This window comes from Algoriphagus marincola DSM 16067, from assembly GCF_000429405.1.
Lineage (GTDB): Bacteria > Bacteroidota > Bacteroidia > Cytophagales > Cyclobacteriaceae > Algoriphagus > Algoriphagus marincola.
Window position 1 is genome coordinate 35,222 of sequence record NZ_AUBU01000006.1, and the last position, 16,156, is coordinate 51,377.

Below are 16,156 nucleotides of genomic sequence, written 5' to 3' on the forward strand. Positions count from 1 at the left end.
GTTTTTTACCACTGAAAAATTTTTTTCTTTTCCCCTGTAGTTTTTTGCTCCCTAGCTAGACTAACGAAGTAAAGAAGTCACCAAACAGCAGGAAAATGAAAACTACCAAAAATCAACAAACCACTCTATTTGAAGGAGCCGGCTACCTTATTGGCTCATTGATCACCTTTATCCTGGGAATAGGATTGTTTATCCTAACCGAAAACTTCGTCATCGCCATTTCCTCTTCACTCCCCATCGGAACAGTGATTGGGATTTTGATCGAGCAGAAGTTTCAAAAGGAGGAAAGCCAACAGCTAAGACAAAAGACCAAGCTTTTGACAGGGCTCCTACTCTTGGGGATCAGCGTCTTTTTTGCCATCTTATTTCTGTAAAAAAGGCTTTAGAAGCTGATTTCCTCATGCGTCCAGCAATAGAAACAGAAAAGGAGTTCATTTCACGGATAGAAAAGCATCAAGGAATTATCCACAAAATATGCTTTGTCTATGCCAAAAATGAATCAGACCGGGAGGACCTATATCAGGAAATCATCCTTCAGTTATGGAAGTCTTATCCGAGTTTCAAGGAGAATTCAGCTTTTTCTACCTGGATGTATCGAGTGGCATTGAATACGGCCATCACGCAAATTAAAAAGCCCAATTTATTGCTCCTACATGTCGAAATGCCGTCTGTAGGGGATGACAGCATAAGTCGGATGGAAGCCTCGGAAGATGTCAAAGTCTTATATGAAGCCATTTCTCAGCTCAACAAAATCGAAAAAGCCATCATTCTGCTTTGGCTGGATGAAAAAAGCTACGAGGAAATAGCGGATACGATCGGTATCTCCATAAAAAACGTGAGTGTCAAATTGGTACGAATCAAAGCAAAACTAGCCCAACTAATCCAAAAGCTTCAATAATCATGGAATCAATCAATCTGGATAAGTATAAAGAGGCTTGGAAAAAGGAGCCCATTTTCGAAAAAAAAAGGTTGACAGAGAAGGACATCAGTCAATTTATCCGGTCTTCCTCAAAAAGTATTCGCAGTCAATTTAGGTCCTCCTTGATTCTTGATATCACACTAAAATCAATCCTACTCATGGTGGTATTCTATCTCCTATTTTTCATGGGAGGAGATACTATTTCGTTTGCCCTGCTGTCTTTTTTGGCCATTTTGTCAATAGGGATCTTCATTCAGGCAGGCATCTTAAGAAAGCTTTCCCATTTTAAATCAGGTGACTCAGTAGTTGAGAATTTGCAGTCAAGTCTTGCGTTTTACTATACCCATTTCCGAAAATCCATTTGGGTATCTGCTACTACAGCGACACTCGTATTTCTCATTGGCTCCTACTTCTATCTGCAGAAAAAATATGGAAAGATTCCCACTTTCGAATGGGATGATTATGTGGTCTATGGAATTGGCATTTTGCTCAGTTTCGGAATCAGTTTTTATACCCAAAATTATCACAACCAATTCAAAATCAATCAACTGGAAGATTTTTTGAATGAAGCAGGAGAAGTCTCCATCGAGGAGAAACACATTCAGGACTACCATTACAAAAGGAAGAAATGGTTATGGATCTTTGTGCTCATGGCGGTTTTGGGGCTCATTTTCTTTATGTATTTATTGTTCATCTAATTATTCAATTTTATGGAATCGAATTCAAAAATCAGCTGGCCCCTTATCCGAACTCTCCTTTTTATTGTGTTGGGATTGATAAATACAGTTTTTATCAAGCCTGAAGACCTCGGCAGTTTTAAAAATTACCTAGGCTATGGCTTATTGATCATGGGGTTAATTGATGCTTTTTTTCTCATCCGCTCCAAAATCAAGAGTAGGAAGATCCAGTAAGTCCTACTATCATTGGCTCCTTCCCATTACTTTCCCGATGTTATAGAGTTAGAGTTTATTCTTATATTTAGAAATTAGTTTATACTCTTCAAAGTAAGTGGAAATGAACCAACAAGCGATGGGGCAATTTCAAGTCTTGGCATTTGAAAAAATTACATATCATTGAGGATATTTACTAGTTGGCATTCATTATAAAAAAACAAATGAGAAAATATTTAACTGCACTAATTGGAATTATACTTTCAAGTTGTTCTAATGGGCAAACAACCGTTGCTGAAAATGGGATTGAAATCTCAAATAATGGAATTACTAAAGAGCAGTCTGAACTTCTATTTGATAACACCAAATCATTCCCAAACAACACTCAATTATCAATCGCTTTAATTAAAAACGGGAAAATTGATTTTATTGGAATTGAAAGAACGAATGACACAATTAAGTTAATTGAAAATTTTAAGAATACTTTTGAAATAGGTTCTATAACTAAAGTATTTACAGCAACCTTGTTGTCAAATTTTGTAAACGACCAAGAAATAAAATTAGACGACAATATTCAAGATTACCTTGATTTCAAAATTAATTCCGATAATGTAATCACTTTCAAGGAACTTGCCAATCATACATCTGGACTTCCAAGATTACCTTCAAATCTGAGCCTTTTGTTTGTTGACCAAGACAATCCTTATAAAGATTATGACAAAGAAATGCTCATAAGTTATCTAACAAAAGAAGTGAAGCTAAATCAAGAACCTAGAAAAAAGTATGAATACTCTAATCTTGGTGCTGGTGTTTTGGGATTTGAATTAGCAACTATTGCAAAATCAACTTATGAATTACTCTTACAAGAGAAAATATTTACAAAATATAAAATGGTAAACTCTACGAGTAAAAGAGAAAATTTAAAAACTGAACTTGTGAAAGGATTAAAGCCAAATGGGAAACCTACTTCGAATTGGGATTTTGATGTTTTAGCTGGTGGTGGAGCAATTTTTTCTACTGTAGAAGATTTATCAAAGTTTGCTTTAGCTCAATTTGATATTGCGAATAAGGAATTAGCATTGACCCAAAAACCTACATTTAAGGTAAACGACAATATGAGTATAGGACTTGGATGGCATATTTTAAAAAGGAAAAATGGTGGCGAATTAATTTGGCATAATGGTGGAACTGGAGGCTATACTTCCTCAATGGCCTTAGATTTAGAAAACAAAAATGGAATAGTAATACTATCCAATGTTTCTGCATTTAACGAAAAAATGGGCAATATTGACCAATTATGTTTCGGACTGATAAAAACATTGGATGAAGAATAACGAAATGCCAACAATGGCTATACGTAATTCGGGCTAAAGTACTGATATTAAAGTAATTACATTAAACAAACTAACTGCTAAACGGAAGGTGAAATGCCTTGAAATCCCACACTACGCATAGCCGAGAACCGTTGGCGGTAATATAAGATGGCTAAAGAAGAGTTTAAGCTTTTTAATATAATCGATAATCATCCTCCAGAATTTGAGAAATCTGAGAAGAGAAAAATCTTAATTGGATTTCTTTTATTCCCAATTCTCATATTTTTCATCTCAGTGATAATTGTAATTCGTGATTTTAATTTATTCTCAATTCTCTTCATGTGCTTATCAGTTTGGTTCTTAGCTAATTCATACAAAAAGGTAAAGAAGTTTAAAGCGTTTGTTGAACTAGACAGAACTCAACTTGAAAGATTCACTGATATTGAGATGATAAGTGATACACTGAGATTCAAGAGATTGATTATAGAATTTACAGATTCATCTTGGGGATTATTTTCCATCGGTATGAAATATAGATTTGTGAAAAAGGATGAGCGGATATATCTAAATATAGGTATAGAAGGAGTCACTAGACCATTCGGATTTCTCCCATTTTATCTGAATATTAAAACTAAAAAACAGAAACTGTTTGACGAAATTAAGAATACTACCGCCAACATAGCACAGCCCAAAACCTAACGAAAACGAGCTAGCACGCTTGTTGCGCCAAGTCACGATATTGAAACACGAACAGAAAATACCACCAAGTCCGGCCTGTGGCTGTGCAGGCCGTTGTGGTGCAAAAATCCACTTGATGAAAAACCGCTTTTACATTTCAAACAAATAAACTAGATTTGTATCCAATTGGATACACTTTCCTATGAAGTTTATCGAGAAAACCTCTGAGTTTGACAAATGGTTGCGAAAGCTAAAGGATTTGAGAGCAAAGGCTAAAATCCTTTTTAGAATCCAGAAAATTGAATCAGATGGTCATCTTGGTGACTGCAAACCAGTGGGAAATGGAATTAGTTAGTTGAGAATTAATTATGCGAAAGGATATCGGATTTATTTTAAGGAGAAAGATGATACCGTCATCATTTTGTTGATCGGTGGCGAAAAATCGACTCAACAAACTGACATAGAAAAGGCAAAGGAGATTTGGAATAAAATAAAAGACAATTAAAATGAATACAACAAAATTTGATATAGCTGATTATTTGGAAAGTAAAGAAATGATAGCTGAATACTTGAATACTGTCCTAGAAGATGGAAACAGCTCTGACGTCATTAATGCTATTGGACATATTGCAAAGGCGATGGGTATGTCAAAAATTGCAGAAGAAACAGGTATGAGCAGGCCAAGTCTTTACAAGGCATTGTCAGATGGTGCAAAACCTCAATTTGAGACCATAATGAAAGTTCTGAGAGCAATTGGTGGACAGATAAATATAAAGCCAACTTAAAATTAAAAACGACACCACAACAACAAATAAAGCCAATGCTTATCTCCGTCACGTCAAGAAAACTAGTGAATAAAACACATCTTTAATGTCGTATAAAGACATTTACATAGCAGTGTCTTTTTTCAACGTTACAAATTTTTCCCTCAAGCATCATGAAAAAAAAGAACAAGGTCTTTATCGGATGCAGCCTCGACGGATTTATAGCCGATCAAAAAGGTGGAATCGATTGGCTGGACTCAATCCCCAACCCGGACCAAAACGATATGGGTTATGGAGAATTTATGGAAGGAGTGGATGCTCTGCTGATGGGTAGAAATACTTTTTTGATACCGTCTTGGGCTTTAATATTCCCTGGCCTTATGAGAAGCCTGTTTTTGTCTTGAGCAATTCTTTGAAAGAAGTACCAGACAAGCTCAAGGACAAAGTGAAGATTGTCAGCGGTTCGCTTTCAAAAATATTGGAAGAAATAAACAGGGAGGGATATGTTCGATTGTATATCGACGGGGGAAAAACGATTCAGAGTTTTCTGAAAGAAGATTTGATTGATGAACTGACCATTACCACCGTTCCCCTACTTCTAGGTTCCGGTATTCCTTTGTTCTCGGATTTACCAAAACCCCTTCTTTTTAATGCTATCTCTTCAAAAATCTTGTTAGGTAAAATTGTGCAAAGCGTTTTTGTACGAGATAGAAGCTAAATCAAGAAATCTAAAAGAATTCTCCCCACCGAAAGCAAAAACAGAGCTGTCCACATCCAGCTTCGCCAGCGATTGACTTGAAGGAGTTTTGAGATACTTTTATCCACATTTTCGCCTTGATCAATGCTATTGTGAATGGGAATGGCCACGAAAAAGGTATTGATCCAAATCATGGCCAAGAAAAAACCATCAAGCAAAAATATGAGCGGGTCAGAGAGGATTTGCAAAGCGATCACTCCGGTCTGAATAAACATCAGGGGCGCAACGAAGTAAAGGATTTTTCCTGTGTAAAGCCGGTGCCAGTAGTTGAGCTTTTCCCGGTCGATATATAGAAATGATGGATAAATGATGATTTGCACCAACCAAACCAAAATAAAAAGCCCAGAATCTAACGAAAGACGAATCCATTCCATTAGAATTTATTTTGGTTTATCGGAGTTGCCATTGCGTTTGAGTATGTACACGCTTTAGAATCAAGAAAAATGGAACCCACCAAATAAGGTCATTGGTGTATAGGGTATAGCTGAATTCAAAGGGGATTTCTTTCAAGATCAAGAAATTGAACAGGAATCCAAGAGGGCCAAAGATCTTTCCCAAGAAGCCAACCGCCACGATAGGCCAATGCTTAAGCGGGTTGTAACTTGCCCACCAATATCCGAGACCATAAACGCCCACGATCATACCCGTTCCTTGCCAAATAGTGGGATGCTGCAGGGGCTCCATTCCGGTCCATTCAAAAAATGTATTGGGCCAAATAACCACCCAAGCTCCCCAGAGAATATTGTAAACAGCGGCCAATTTCAGGCAAGTCGCCATCCAATTGGGATAATTTTTTTCCATTCCTTAAGGACAATCCGGAAGTCAAAAAGTTTGAGAATGAGTTCAATCTTTTTTCAACAGCACTTTTCACCTAGCCTCCACCCGAACCTTGGCTCCTGTCATCAAGATTCTGCGATAGCCATTCTGAGTATCCGAACTCACCTCCTTACCCAAGATTTTGACCTGTTCATAGCTTTCCGGTATTTCGATCGAGAGGCCCCATTTTTTCTGTGTTTGGGTCACTTCAATCATCAGCTCCCCATCAATCTTTTCATAGCTTAGGGAAATTTCATTGTCTCCTATTTCCACCTTTTCAATGCTGGCACTTTCCCAATCCGAAGGCATTTGAGGCCGGATATAAATCACCCGATTTCCTGCATCCGGCTGAATTCCGAAAAACTGTGTGACGATAGGAATCGCATAACTATACAAATTCCAAGCTTGAGTGAACATCCCATAATCAGGAGAAACTTCGTAGATAGAGCCTGGTAATGCAAAGCTGAAGCTTCGCGTCATTCGCTGAAGGTAATCCAAGGCCGCGTCCGGGTTTCCATAATTATTTTCTCCAATCGCAGAAACGCCCGTCGGCAAAGTCATCACAGCTCCTGTGTAGGAAAAGACCTTACTTCCGGTAAAGGATCCATCCTCAGACTCCGAACTATCATCCCGATCAATGCCCGTCACAAAAGTGCCAAATGGGTTGGTATATTTTCGTGCTGTTTCCAGCGCAATTTGAGCCTTCTCAGGATCAGCTACACCCACTTCCATTGGGGTATTCACAACCCAATTATGATAGAGAACAAAACCCTGTTTCTGATCTTTCGGCAATGTGGATAAACTCCTTTTTGTAGCCTCCAACTCCTCTACAGCCCAGGGTTTATCTAAAGTATCAGCCCGGGTAATCGCTCCTTCAATCAGATGCAAGGCTTCTTCCGCTGTACCGATAAAATCCGCATAGCTTCCAAATTCCGGTACCCAAAAATCCCTATTGATTTTTTCTGCCAAAGCATCAGCAGTCTGTTGATAACTTTCAGAAAGTTCGGTTTTCCCAAGTATTTCGGCCATTTTCGCCGCATCCGCAAAAGCTTTATAGCTATATGCTGCTACATCAATCATCTCCGATTCTAATCGGTGGATTTCCATCATCCCATAGCCATCAGCGAGCAAATTCCCATCCTGATCATTTTCTTCAAGGAGCCAGATCAGGCCTTTTTCCACAGAGGGAAAATACTTCTCCAAAAACTCCCGATCTCCGGTCCAGCGATAGACCTCCCAAATCGTGGAAACCCATTGGGGCGTCTCATTAATATTACCGGGATTAAAAACCACTCCATTGGTAGAAGCCTCGTGGATAATTCTGCCATTACCGTTGGTTTTTTCAGAAAGCTCATGAATCAGTTCCACCGTACTGTACACCAATTCTTTTCTTCCTGTAGCCAACAGTCCCTGAATGGTATATTCGCTATCCACCCCAAAGAACCAGGGATAATCCGGCAAACCTGCTCCGAATCCACGACCCATTTCAGGCACATCCCGCACCAACCAATCGGTATTGTACTTAGTCCACTCAAAGGCTTTTTGCAGTTGCTTATCTGGAATATCAATGGCTGATTTCTTTGAAATTTCCTCATAGCGCCGCTTTTTGGAAAACCAGTCAGCCTCCAGATTTTCTCTCAAATCAGCGATAGTCTCCAGAGCCTTCAATTCACTTTCGGTTGAACCTGCGATGTAGATCGGAAAAATCAATTCAGACCCTGATGGAATATTAAGTTGGACCCCGAAGGCAGCCGAAGTACCCATACCTCTCGACTCAAAATTGCAGATTGGATTGATAGGTGTAAGAGGAATTCCCGCATCCGTTCCCCATACGGCATACCAGTCATTGCCTTGATCCTTTGCAGTGAATGTTCCGGTCAACTCATTAAAAGCTACCTCATCCGCTTGATCAATCATCCCACTTCGCTCTCCAAGCCAAACGGGTCGAAGGTCTACCCTTGAAGTCCAGGAAAAATCAAAGGATTTATCCACAGAACCAGTATTTTTAAAACGATACAAAACAATCATTCCCTCCCTCGCATCCGGAACAAAGTGCATACGTTCTACTTCCAAATCTGCTAATACGCTTCCATAATCAATCGTATTGGCAAATGAATAATTGGTGAAAGTCTTTCCTTCTGTCAGGCAAATGCTTTGAGAATCATCTCCAAGCTGTACTATAAAGCCATCAAGCAACTTAATTGGATGCAACCAGATACCGCCCATTTCACCTTCCACATGCCAACCCAAATCCGGAAAGGTTCCATTTTGATGCCCGACTAAGTACAAACGATCTCCTGCAGCTGAAAATGGGGAGTTGAGGTATTCAACATTACCCTCAATTCCCTCTTGATTTTCCAAATCTTGAAAAATTTGGTTAAGTGGTCCGGATTCACTTTGGCAACTCCAGTAACATGCTAGGAGAAGAAGAACAAGCAAGCTTTTAGTGATTCGGAGAATTTTATTATACATGCTTCTAAGCGATTTTGCACTCGTAGGGTGCGTTTTTAAATATTTTTTGCACTATTACAGTGCATTTTTTATTCTTTAAAATTATCCGCATTTATAGAAGAAAAAAAGGATACAACCTTAACAAAGCAAAATGTTCAGGATATGGCATCTTCCCTCTTCCTACTTCCAGCTTCCAACCATAAAAATGAGAAAATAAGCCGAAGCATTACTAAGTAAATTAAGACTCTTATTTAATTTTCATCACCTTTCCTATTTCCCGCCAAGTAATCAATTTGATCCCTTCCTTTTCGATTAAATTCTTAGCTTTTTCACTCGTGAAAAAATCATAATCGGCCTGTCGCCAAGGAGCGTGGAAACTGTCATGCCCTGCCGTCACAGCGTTCATTTCCTCATCATCAAAAGCGAGGTGAATCAACAAAACATGGACTCCTGCAGGCAAATTTTTTAAAGCTTCTGTGTAAAATTCTTCCATTCCACTTTCATAAGCTGCCTCATCTGCCATAATTATTTGATCTATCACCGGCAACTTATCCACATTCAGCCCTTCAAACAGTTCCTTATTTGGCAGGACCAAGGCCTGCATCAATTGCTGATTTAGCATGGCAGGAATTTCATATTCCAAGGCGAGCTTGATATAGATTTTCAAATATTCAGGCCTCCCAAAAAACATACAACCCATATGGGAATCCAGATGGGTAATGTCTATGCCCATTGATTTTGCATTTTCTATTTGAGCACGAACTTCCTGCTCAACTTCCTCCGGACTTGCGTTCTCGGCTACTTGAGCACAGGAAGGGTACATGTGGCCCAATGGATTTACCAAACCAGGAACAGCAGTTTTCCCCGCTTCAGGACCCCAGTTGTACTGATACCATTCATTGGTTAAAGTTATATGAATACCGATGTCCGGATTTGAGATTTCCTTAGCCAGTTGGGCGACCTCCGAAGACCATGCTGCTGGTACCATCATACTGGTAGAAGTGACCAAGCCGTTTTTGATCGCCTCAAACGTAGCTTTATTCTGAGAATGAGAAACTCCCACATCATCTCCATGAATGATCAAAAGTTTGGAATCTTTGGGATAACCCAATTTTTCTTGGAGACTTTGGCAAAAGCTCGAAAAAGGGACAAGTCCCAGTAAAACGAGGAGCAACGTGAATTTTTTCATAATCAATCGAATCAAAGCTGAAATTAAACAAAATCGCTACAACTCAATTTTTATTTTTCTCCCAAACACTTCGCCTAGACAGCCTGTTTGCACAATATGAACTTCAATAGGATTATCGTTTGGTTTCGAAATGATCTTCGTGTAAAAGATCACGAAGCATTACACAAGGCTTGCTCTAGCGGAGCCGAAGTGATTCCTGTTTATTGCTTTGATCCTCGACATTTTGAGATGACGGAAATTGGCTATCCAAAAACCGGAAGTTTCAGAGGCAAATTCCTGTTGGAATCTGTGGCAGACTTGAGAAGAAATTTACGCAAGATTGGCGGAGACTTAGTAATCCTAAGAGGAAATCCAGAGGTCGAGATAATCACCTTGGCTGAGCGAGTAAAAGCAGATGCAATATTTTTCTCGGAAGAGGTGACTGCAGAAGAACAGTATGTGGATAAGGCTTTGGAGAAAGCTGCTTGGTCGAAGGGGATAGCCACTGAAAATTTTTGGCAATCAACCCTTTATCACATTGAGGATTTACCCTTCCCTGTGGCGCAAGTTCCTGAAGTTTTTACCCAATTCAGAAAATCAGTGGAGAAAATGGCTTCCGTAAGGCCCACTTATCCACAACCCAATAAAATAAACTTTCCCAAAAAATCAGTGATTCCTCAAAGTGGTGAATTGCCTGGTTTGAAAAGTTACGGATTGGAGGACCCTGAGCCTGAGCGCCGTTCGGTGATGGAGTTTGATGGTGGAGAAAGCGCTGGCCTCGGGCGAATCCAATCCTATTTTTGGGAAGGTAATCACTTGAAAGTTTATAAAGAAACCCGAAATGGGCTTATCGGTACAGACTACAGTTCAAAGTTTTCCGCTTGGCTAGCTTTAGGTTGCATATCTCCACGTACAATTCATGAAGAGGTGAAGCGATATGAAAAGGAGCGAAAGAAAAACCAAAGCACTTATTGGTTGATTTTTGAGCTGATTTGGAGAGATTATTTTCGCTTTATCACCAAGAAACACGGGAATAAAGTCTTCAAGATAGAAGGGATTAAAAATACAAGGGACTCCTGGCGCAGAGATAGTGCTGATTTTCAGCGCTGGTGTGAGGGGCAGACAGGAGTCCCCTTTGTAGATGCCAATATGCGAGAACTTAACTTCTCCGGCTTCATGTCAAATCGTGGCCGTCAAAATGTGGCAAGTTTTCTTGTCAATGATCTGGGAATTGATTGGACTTGGGGGGCTAGTTACTTCGAGAGTCAACTTGTGGATTATGATGTCTGTTCCAACTGGGGCAATTGGATGTATGTGGGTGGTGTAGGAAATGACCCTAGAGAAAACCGATACTTTAATATTCTTCGTCAGGGAAAAAATTATGATCGAAATGGAGAATATGTGCGTCTTTGGGTCCCTGAGCTTGCCTTGATTAAAGGCTTTGATATTCATCAACCCTGGGAGTTATCCACAGCCCAGCTTAAACAATCAGGAATTCAAATAGGCAATACTTATCCACAGGCTATGGTTGATTTGGAGGGTGTTTTCTAAAAATGGAGAAATGTGGATAATTACTTTTATGCTCCATATTTTTCGCACATTTTTTTTCGGAACTCCGGACTATATTACCAAAACGCAAAATACATCACTATAGACCAAACTGCCATATTGAAAATGAGACTTATATAAGTCAGAAAGTCTTTCAAATACGACCAATCGAATCCACGATTGATTCCGAGATAGCCTTTTACAAGCATACCAGCTATACTGCTCAAAATAATAAACCAGGAAAAAACCCGCAAAAAGAGTCTAAACTCAGTAAATTGACCATTAGAAGAGTTAGGATTGACAGTCATTTGAATTTTTGGATTGCTGATTATCCTGCTTGCATAAATACCCGGGGCGCCATACGAAGAATTGAGTGGCAGTCCAAAAGGCCCAAAAAAATAGCATTTCATAGTAAGTAGATTTTTCCCGAAGAAAATCAAGCTCAAAACGCAACTCGGGATAAACGTAGCCTTTTTGCCAAAAGACTAGCGGAATTGCAAACAACAAACCCCAAGCCCAATTCTTCTTAAAATATTTGACAAACAGTTTCACCGCTTAGTATTCAAATTTCAATCCCTCAAAATCCGGCTTCAATATTTTCTTACGATTCAGCTCCCGCTGATAAAGATACTCACCCAATTCGGCAAAGAATGGGAGCCCAATTCCCTCCGTCTCATAGGTATTATCATTCAAGGTTTCATTTTGATTGGTATAAATCACCGCCGATACAAAAAACTCTACCCCATTCTCATAATCCACAAAATAGCTTCCATCAATCAGATGACCATAGGCCCAACCTGTCTTATTGAAAATCCGGAAGCGATCCGGGATGGGGTTTTTATCTGTTCCGAATTTGAAAAACTTCGAATAGCTGTCGTAATAGTCTGGTCCTTCATACTTGGGAAAATCAGACTCGCCGGGTAACATGCTCATGTATTTTAGTATAAACTCCCGATGCACCTCATTCAAGTTAAAACGATCAGCTTCCATAAATGAGCGAGGAAATACAATTCGCTGGACGACTCCATGCAAGTCAGATAGGGCAAATTTATTTTTGAAGGTAAACTCCATGCCTGTCTCAATCAGCGAATCTCCAGAATAGTAGGCTCTCCCAATCATCGGTCGCTCAGGATTGGAATAAACCTTTCCGGTAGTTCTCTCGGGCAATTCCAAAAGAATATTTCCAGACTTATCCACAAAGCGGATGGGATTGAAATATCGGTTTTCGATCTCATTTGCAGGATAACTCAGTCGATGGTTAATCATTGTATGATTCAAGCCTTTCTCTGCCAATTTTTGATTGATGTAATCCTGTCCTAATAGCTCATAGAGTCGATTATAGGCATCATTGTCAGAAACCAAAAGGATTTTTTTGATGTAATGCCCAATGCTGGGAAGAGAGTCTTCCGAAGAGTTATCCACATAGGCTGGAATTTGTGAAGGCCTCACCGAATCTATCAGCATGGGCGTGTCCAAGGTTAAGTTATCCACATTCTGCTCTTGCAGCCACTCCAAGGCAAGAATCGCGACGGGTAACTTGACAGTGGAAGCCGGATAGAAATAACGCTCATCATCCAAATTGAAGGAGAAGTCTTCCATCATCGGATTCATATGTTCGTTTCGATCTATTTGCGTAAAAAGGATCTGAACTTGATACTTATCCACACTATCCAAGACTCGCTGAAGAGTCGGAAAATCCTCCAAACCATCTTCAAAAAGTATCGGCTCTTTTTGAGAACAAGCGAATGAAAATAAAACAATCAGAAATAGAATCGTTAGCTTTTGCATTGTTAAAGGGCTAGGTTTTCTAAAATATCGGCTAAGTATTCAATATCTTCTTTTTCGTGGAAAGCTGAAAGAACAATCCGGTTAACTTTGGGACTATCCGCATGTGGATAAGGAAAACTGGAGGTGATAATTCCTGATTTTTCCAATTGCTCCACCCAAGAGTCTTCCGTATATCGAAAAACCGGGTAGTCAGGATTTCCTATGATCTGTGGCATAAAGGCAATCAACTCATAGAAGTATTGACACAATTCCTTCAGGTGTTCATGTGCCGCCTCATATGTATGCTGCATTTCCAAAAAAGTCCGGATATGGGCAGGAGATCCAGGAGAAGCCCCAGCGAAAAGAGGTAAATTTTTAATATGGTCTATATGATAATCCGGACAGAGAACGATTCCTGCTGGCAGGCCCAAACCCTTTCCCAAAGAACCGCTCACAATTACCGAAACGGAATCATATTGCATCTTGGAGTAAGTGCCAAATATTCCATTTCCCAAAACCCCAAAAGCATGTGAGTCGTCAACCAGAAGCCAAACTTTATGCTTTTTACCAATTTCTTCCACCCAAGAATAATCATGGATTTGCACATTTAAGGCATCCACGGCATTACCGATTATCAATATACTTCGAGAAGAAAGAGACTCGGCTTTTTCCAGACAATCAATTTTCCATTGTTTAAAATTTAATTGATCACTTGCTAGATGTCCGTCTGGAATGACTGCCGGATGGGCATCTGGGGCGATCCAGACCTCATCTACCTGACTAATGACACTCTTCCAGGCAGCGATCCCAGCGAGATAACCCGAACTGAAAAGTGCTCCTGCATCAGCGCCAGCCTCTTGAGCAAAAAAGGTTTCAAACTCATCAAAGACTTCTAACTGTATGTTATTCTTTCTGCTTTGTCCGAAATTAGAACCATACTCGAATACATTATTAGCCAGAATATCCAAAAAATCTATATCCTGCGGAATCCCTAAATAGGAGGTCCCGCTGAAGTATAGGTAGTCCTTTCCTTCGATCTCGATCATTCGACCGATGCCGGTATTTAGCTTGTGTTTCTTCAAAAGATATTACTTCGCAAAAATCTGAGACTCATCTTGGAATGACTTGAATTCCAGCGCGTTTCCGCAGGGATCCAAGAAAAACATCGTCGCTTGCTCTCCTACTTCACCTTTGAAACGGATGTATGGCTCGATGACAAACTCTATCCCATGCGCTTTCAATTTATCAGCCAGATTATGCCACTCGTCCCAAGGGAGGATCACCCCAAAATGTCGAACCGGCACATTTTTTCCATCCACTGCATTGGTATTTGCTTTGGCTAATTCTTCAGGCTTGATGTGTGCAGACAATTGATGCCCAAAAAAGTTGAAATCGATCCATTTATCAGTACTTCTACCGATATCACATCCAAGCAATTCTCCGTAGAAAGCCCGGGTCTCTTCGATATCACGAATAGGGAAAGCAAGGTGAAAGGGTTTGAATTCGCTCATATTTATTACTTTCGTTTATTGATTTTTCATCCTAAAGATATGGCAAAAAAGCAGAAAGTTTCATTGGTTTTGAGTAGCGGTGGAGCTCGAGGATTGGCGCATGTCGGAGTGATTGAGGAATTGGAGGAGCGGGGTTACGAAATAGCCGAAATCGCGGGCTGCTCAGCAGGTGCTCTGGTAGGCGGAATGTACGCCAGTGGCAAAATGGAAGAGTTTAAGAATTGGATCTGCAATTTGGACCGGATCGATGTATTTTCCCTGATGGATTTTACCTTTTCAAGTAAGGGTTTTATCAAAGGAGAAAAAGTCTTTTCGGCTTTAAAAAAGGTAGTTCCAGACTGTCAGATAGAGGATTTAGCCTTGCCCTTTTCCTGCAATGCAGTTGATGTAGAAAGCGGAAAAGAGGTCATTTTTGATAAGGGAAGCCTATTTGCAGCCATTCGAGCATCCGGCAGTATTCCTTCCGTCTTTATTCCAGCCAAACAGGGAAATCAGCCCCTGATAGATGGTGGGGTGTTGAATCCGATTCCCATTTCTCTTCTGACACCCCAAAATGATACCCTTTTGGTCGTAGTAGATGTCAATGGGCTGGATCAAGAATACATCGCCCCTCCAAAGAAAGATTCGAAAGGAAACCGATTTATCAATAGCCTTCCTGCTTGGATGATTGATTATAAAAATAAAATGACCCAGTACTTTCCGGAGGAAAAACCCACAGAAAAAGATATCAGTTATTCCACCTTGAACTTGGTGAAGCGCTCATTCGATCTTCTGCAAGACCGTTTTTGTGAGATGCTTTTGGAAAAGCATGCAGTAGATGTACAGGTAAAAGTGGCCCGAAAGCAGGCAGGAACATTGGAGTTTTATCGAGCAGCGGAAATGATAGAAATTGGTCGGATTAAAGCCCAAAAGGCATTGGATAAACTGGAAAATGGAGATTAACGAGTTAAATCGGCTTTTGGGCAATGTGGATAACTACCTCTTGGATCAGATCCTGAAGGGTCGGTTTACCAAGGAGATGAAAATCCTTGACGCGGGTTGTGGAGAAGGAAGGAACACGGTTTACTTTATCAATCAGGGCTATTCGATCTTTGGAATCGACCCAAATGAATTGGCTATTCAGTACTGTCGCTATCAGGCAAAGAGTCTTGACCCAAACTATGATGCGCATCGGTTTCAGCTAGGAAGATTGGAAGAAATTCCATTCCACAGTCAGGCCTTCGATGCCCTTATTTGCTCTGCAGTGCTGCATTTTGCAGAAAATGTGGATAACTTTTGGCAGATGACCGAAGAAATTCATCGGGTCTTGAAGCCGGGTGGAATTTTTTGGTTTCGGATGTGTACCGGCTTTAGCGATATCTTAGAGAAGTCAGAAAAACTGGAAGGCGGAAAATACCGCTTGCCAGACGAATCAGAACGTTTCGTGTTGACACATAGCCATGTGGATAAGTTGCAGAAAATGGGCTTTCAATTTCTGGAAGCCCCCAAAGCCGTTTTAGTCTTGGAACAGCGAGAAATGGGGGTCTTTTTAATGAGAAAAACATAAGCAAAATCTAACTGTCAACAATTAAAAA

At 40.2% G+C, this 16,156-nt stretch carries 19 protein-coding genes; 11 read left to right on the top strand and 8 right to left on the bottom strand.

Going from position 1 to position 16,156, the window contains the following annotated elements; genetic code table 11:
* Positions 1-95: 95 nt before the first annotated feature.
* From G457_RS0108420 to G457_RS23045, 8 genes are all read left to right on the top strand, one after another.
* Positions 96-374 (top strand): hypothetical protein, encoded by a 279-nt coding sequence (locus G457_RS0108420; RefSeq protein WP_026946087.1) that lies wholly within the window; start codon positions 96-98, stop codon positions 372-374.
* 26 nt (positions 375-400) lie between these two features.
* On the top strand, positions 401-898 hold the full coding sequence (locus tag G457_RS0108425; RefSeq protein ID WP_035483536.1) for an RNA polymerase sigma factor: 498 nt from the start codon (positions 401-403) through the stop codon (positions 896-898).
* A 2-nt stretch (positions 899-900) separates the two neighbouring features.
* Positions 901-1,617 carry a hypothetical protein gene (locus G457_RS0108430; protein ID WP_026946089.1) on the top strand — a complete coding sequence of 239 codons (717 nt, stop codon included), beginning with the start codon at positions 901-903 and terminating at the stop codon, positions 1,615-1,617.
* A gap of 416 nt (positions 1,618-2,033) precedes the next feature.
* Positions 2,034-3,143, top strand: a complete 1,110-nt coding sequence (locus G457_RS0108440) for a serine hydrolase domain-containing protein (RefSeq protein WP_026946091.1) — start codon at positions 2,034-2,036, stop codon at positions 3,141-3,143.
* 147 nt (positions 3,144-3,290) lie between these two features.
* Positions 3,291-3,821: a hypothetical protein gene (locus G457_RS0108445; RefSeq protein ID WP_026946092.1), complete on the top strand. Its 531-nt coding sequence runs from the start codon at positions 3,291-3,293 to the stop codon at positions 3,819-3,821.
* Positions 3,822-4,306: 485 nt separating this feature from the next.
* Positions 4,307-4,585 (top strand): addiction module antidote protein, encoded by a 279-nt coding sequence (locus tag G457_RS0108455; RefSeq protein WP_026946093.1) that lies wholly within the window; start codon positions 4,307-4,309, stop codon positions 4,583-4,585.
* Between the two features lie 152 nt (positions 4,586-4,737).
* The gene (locus G457_RS23040) at positions 4,738-4,968 is read left to right on the top strand and encodes a dihydrofolate reductase family protein (protein WP_248602837.1); all 231 of its coding nucleotides are present in this window, start codon (positions 4,738-4,740) and stop codon (positions 4,966-4,968) included.
* A gap of 8 nt (positions 4,969-4,976) precedes the next feature.
* Entirely contained in the window at positions 4,977-5,282 is a 306-nt protein-coding gene (locus G457_RS23045; protein WP_248602838.1) for a dihydrofolate reductase family protein, read from the top strand.
* Here G457_RS23045 and G457_RS0108465 read toward each other — a convergent pair.
* From G457_RS0108465 to G457_RS0108480, 4 genes are all read right to left on the bottom strand, one after another.
* Positions 5,279-5,695 (bottom strand): hypothetical protein, encoded by a 417-nt coding sequence (locus G457_RS0108465; protein ID WP_026946094.1) that lies wholly within the window; start codon positions 5,693-5,695, stop codon positions 5,279-5,281. The genes G457_RS23045 and G457_RS0108465 overlap by 4 nt on opposite strands.
* 16 nt (positions 5,696-5,711) lie before the next feature.
* Positions 5,712-6,122, bottom strand: coding sequence for an alkyl hydroperoxide reductase (locus G457_RS0108470; protein WP_081701408.1), 411 nt, complete (start codon positions 6,120-6,122; stop codon positions 5,712-5,714).
* 66 nt (positions 6,123-6,188) lie between these two features.
* Positions 6,189-8,498, bottom strand: coding sequence for an alpha-L-rhamnosidase-related protein (locus tag G457_RS21240; RefSeq protein ID WP_248602839.1), 2,310 nt, complete (start codon positions 8,496-8,498; stop codon positions 6,189-6,191).
* 337 nt (positions 8,499-8,835) lie between these two features.
* Positions 8,836-9,777, bottom strand: coding sequence for a polysaccharide deacetylase family protein (locus tag G457_RS0108480; protein WP_035483539.1), 942 nt, complete (start codon positions 9,775-9,777; stop codon positions 8,836-8,838).
* 96 nt (positions 9,778-9,873) lie between these two features.
* Here G457_RS0108480 and G457_RS0108485 point away from each other — a divergent pair, with 96 nt between their 5' ends.
* Positions 9,874-11,307 (top strand): DASH family cryptochrome, encoded by a 1,434-nt coding sequence (locus tag G457_RS0108485; RefSeq protein ID WP_026946097.1) that lies wholly within the window; start codon positions 9,874-9,876, stop codon positions 11,305-11,307.
* A 74-nt stretch (positions 11,308-11,381) separates the two neighbouring features.
* Here the strand turns inward: G457_RS0108485 and G457_RS0108490 are convergent, their stop codons facing one another.
* From G457_RS0108490 to G457_RS0108510, 4 genes are all read right to left on the bottom strand, one after another.
* Positions 11,382-11,714 carry a hypothetical protein gene (locus tag G457_RS0108490; RefSeq protein WP_155847117.1) on the bottom strand — a complete coding sequence of 111 codons (333 nt, stop codon included), beginning with the start codon at positions 11,712-11,714 and terminating at the stop codon, positions 11,382-11,384.
* 145 nt (positions 11,715-11,859) lie between these two features.
* Positions 11,860-13,092 carry a serine hydrolase gene (locus G457_RS0108500; RefSeq protein WP_026946100.1) on the bottom strand — a complete coding sequence of 411 codons (1,233 nt, stop codon included), beginning with the start codon at positions 13,090-13,092 and terminating at the stop codon, positions 11,860-11,862.
* A gap of 2 nt (positions 13,093-13,094) precedes the next feature.
* On the bottom strand, positions 13,095-14,153 hold the full coding sequence (locus G457_RS0108505; protein ID WP_026946101.1) for an aminotransferase class I/II-fold pyridoxal phosphate-dependent enzyme: 1,059 nt from the start codon (positions 14,151-14,153) through the stop codon (positions 13,095-13,097).
* A 6-nt stretch (positions 14,154-14,159) separates the two neighbouring features.
* Positions 14,160-14,582 (bottom strand): VOC family protein, encoded by a 423-nt coding sequence (locus tag G457_RS0108510; protein ID WP_026946102.1) that lies wholly within the window; start codon positions 14,580-14,582, stop codon positions 14,160-14,162.
* A gap of 39 nt (positions 14,583-14,621) precedes the next feature.
* Between G457_RS0108510 and G457_RS0108515 the strand changes: the two genes are divergently transcribed.
* Together G457_RS0108515 and G457_RS0108520 are read left to right on the top strand one after the other, a co-directional pair.
* A complete protein-coding gene (locus G457_RS0108515; protein ID WP_035483541.1) occupies positions 14,622-15,524 on the top strand; it encodes a patatin-like phospholipase family protein in 903 nt (300 codons plus the stop codon).
* Positions 15,514-16,128: a class I SAM-dependent methyltransferase gene (locus G457_RS0108520; protein WP_026946104.1), complete on the top strand. Its 615-nt coding sequence runs from the start codon at positions 15,514-15,516 to the stop codon at positions 16,126-16,128. The genes G457_RS0108515 and G457_RS0108520 overlap by 11 nt, the downstream gene beginning before the upstream one ends.
* Positions 16,129-16,156: the final 28 nt, after the last annotated feature.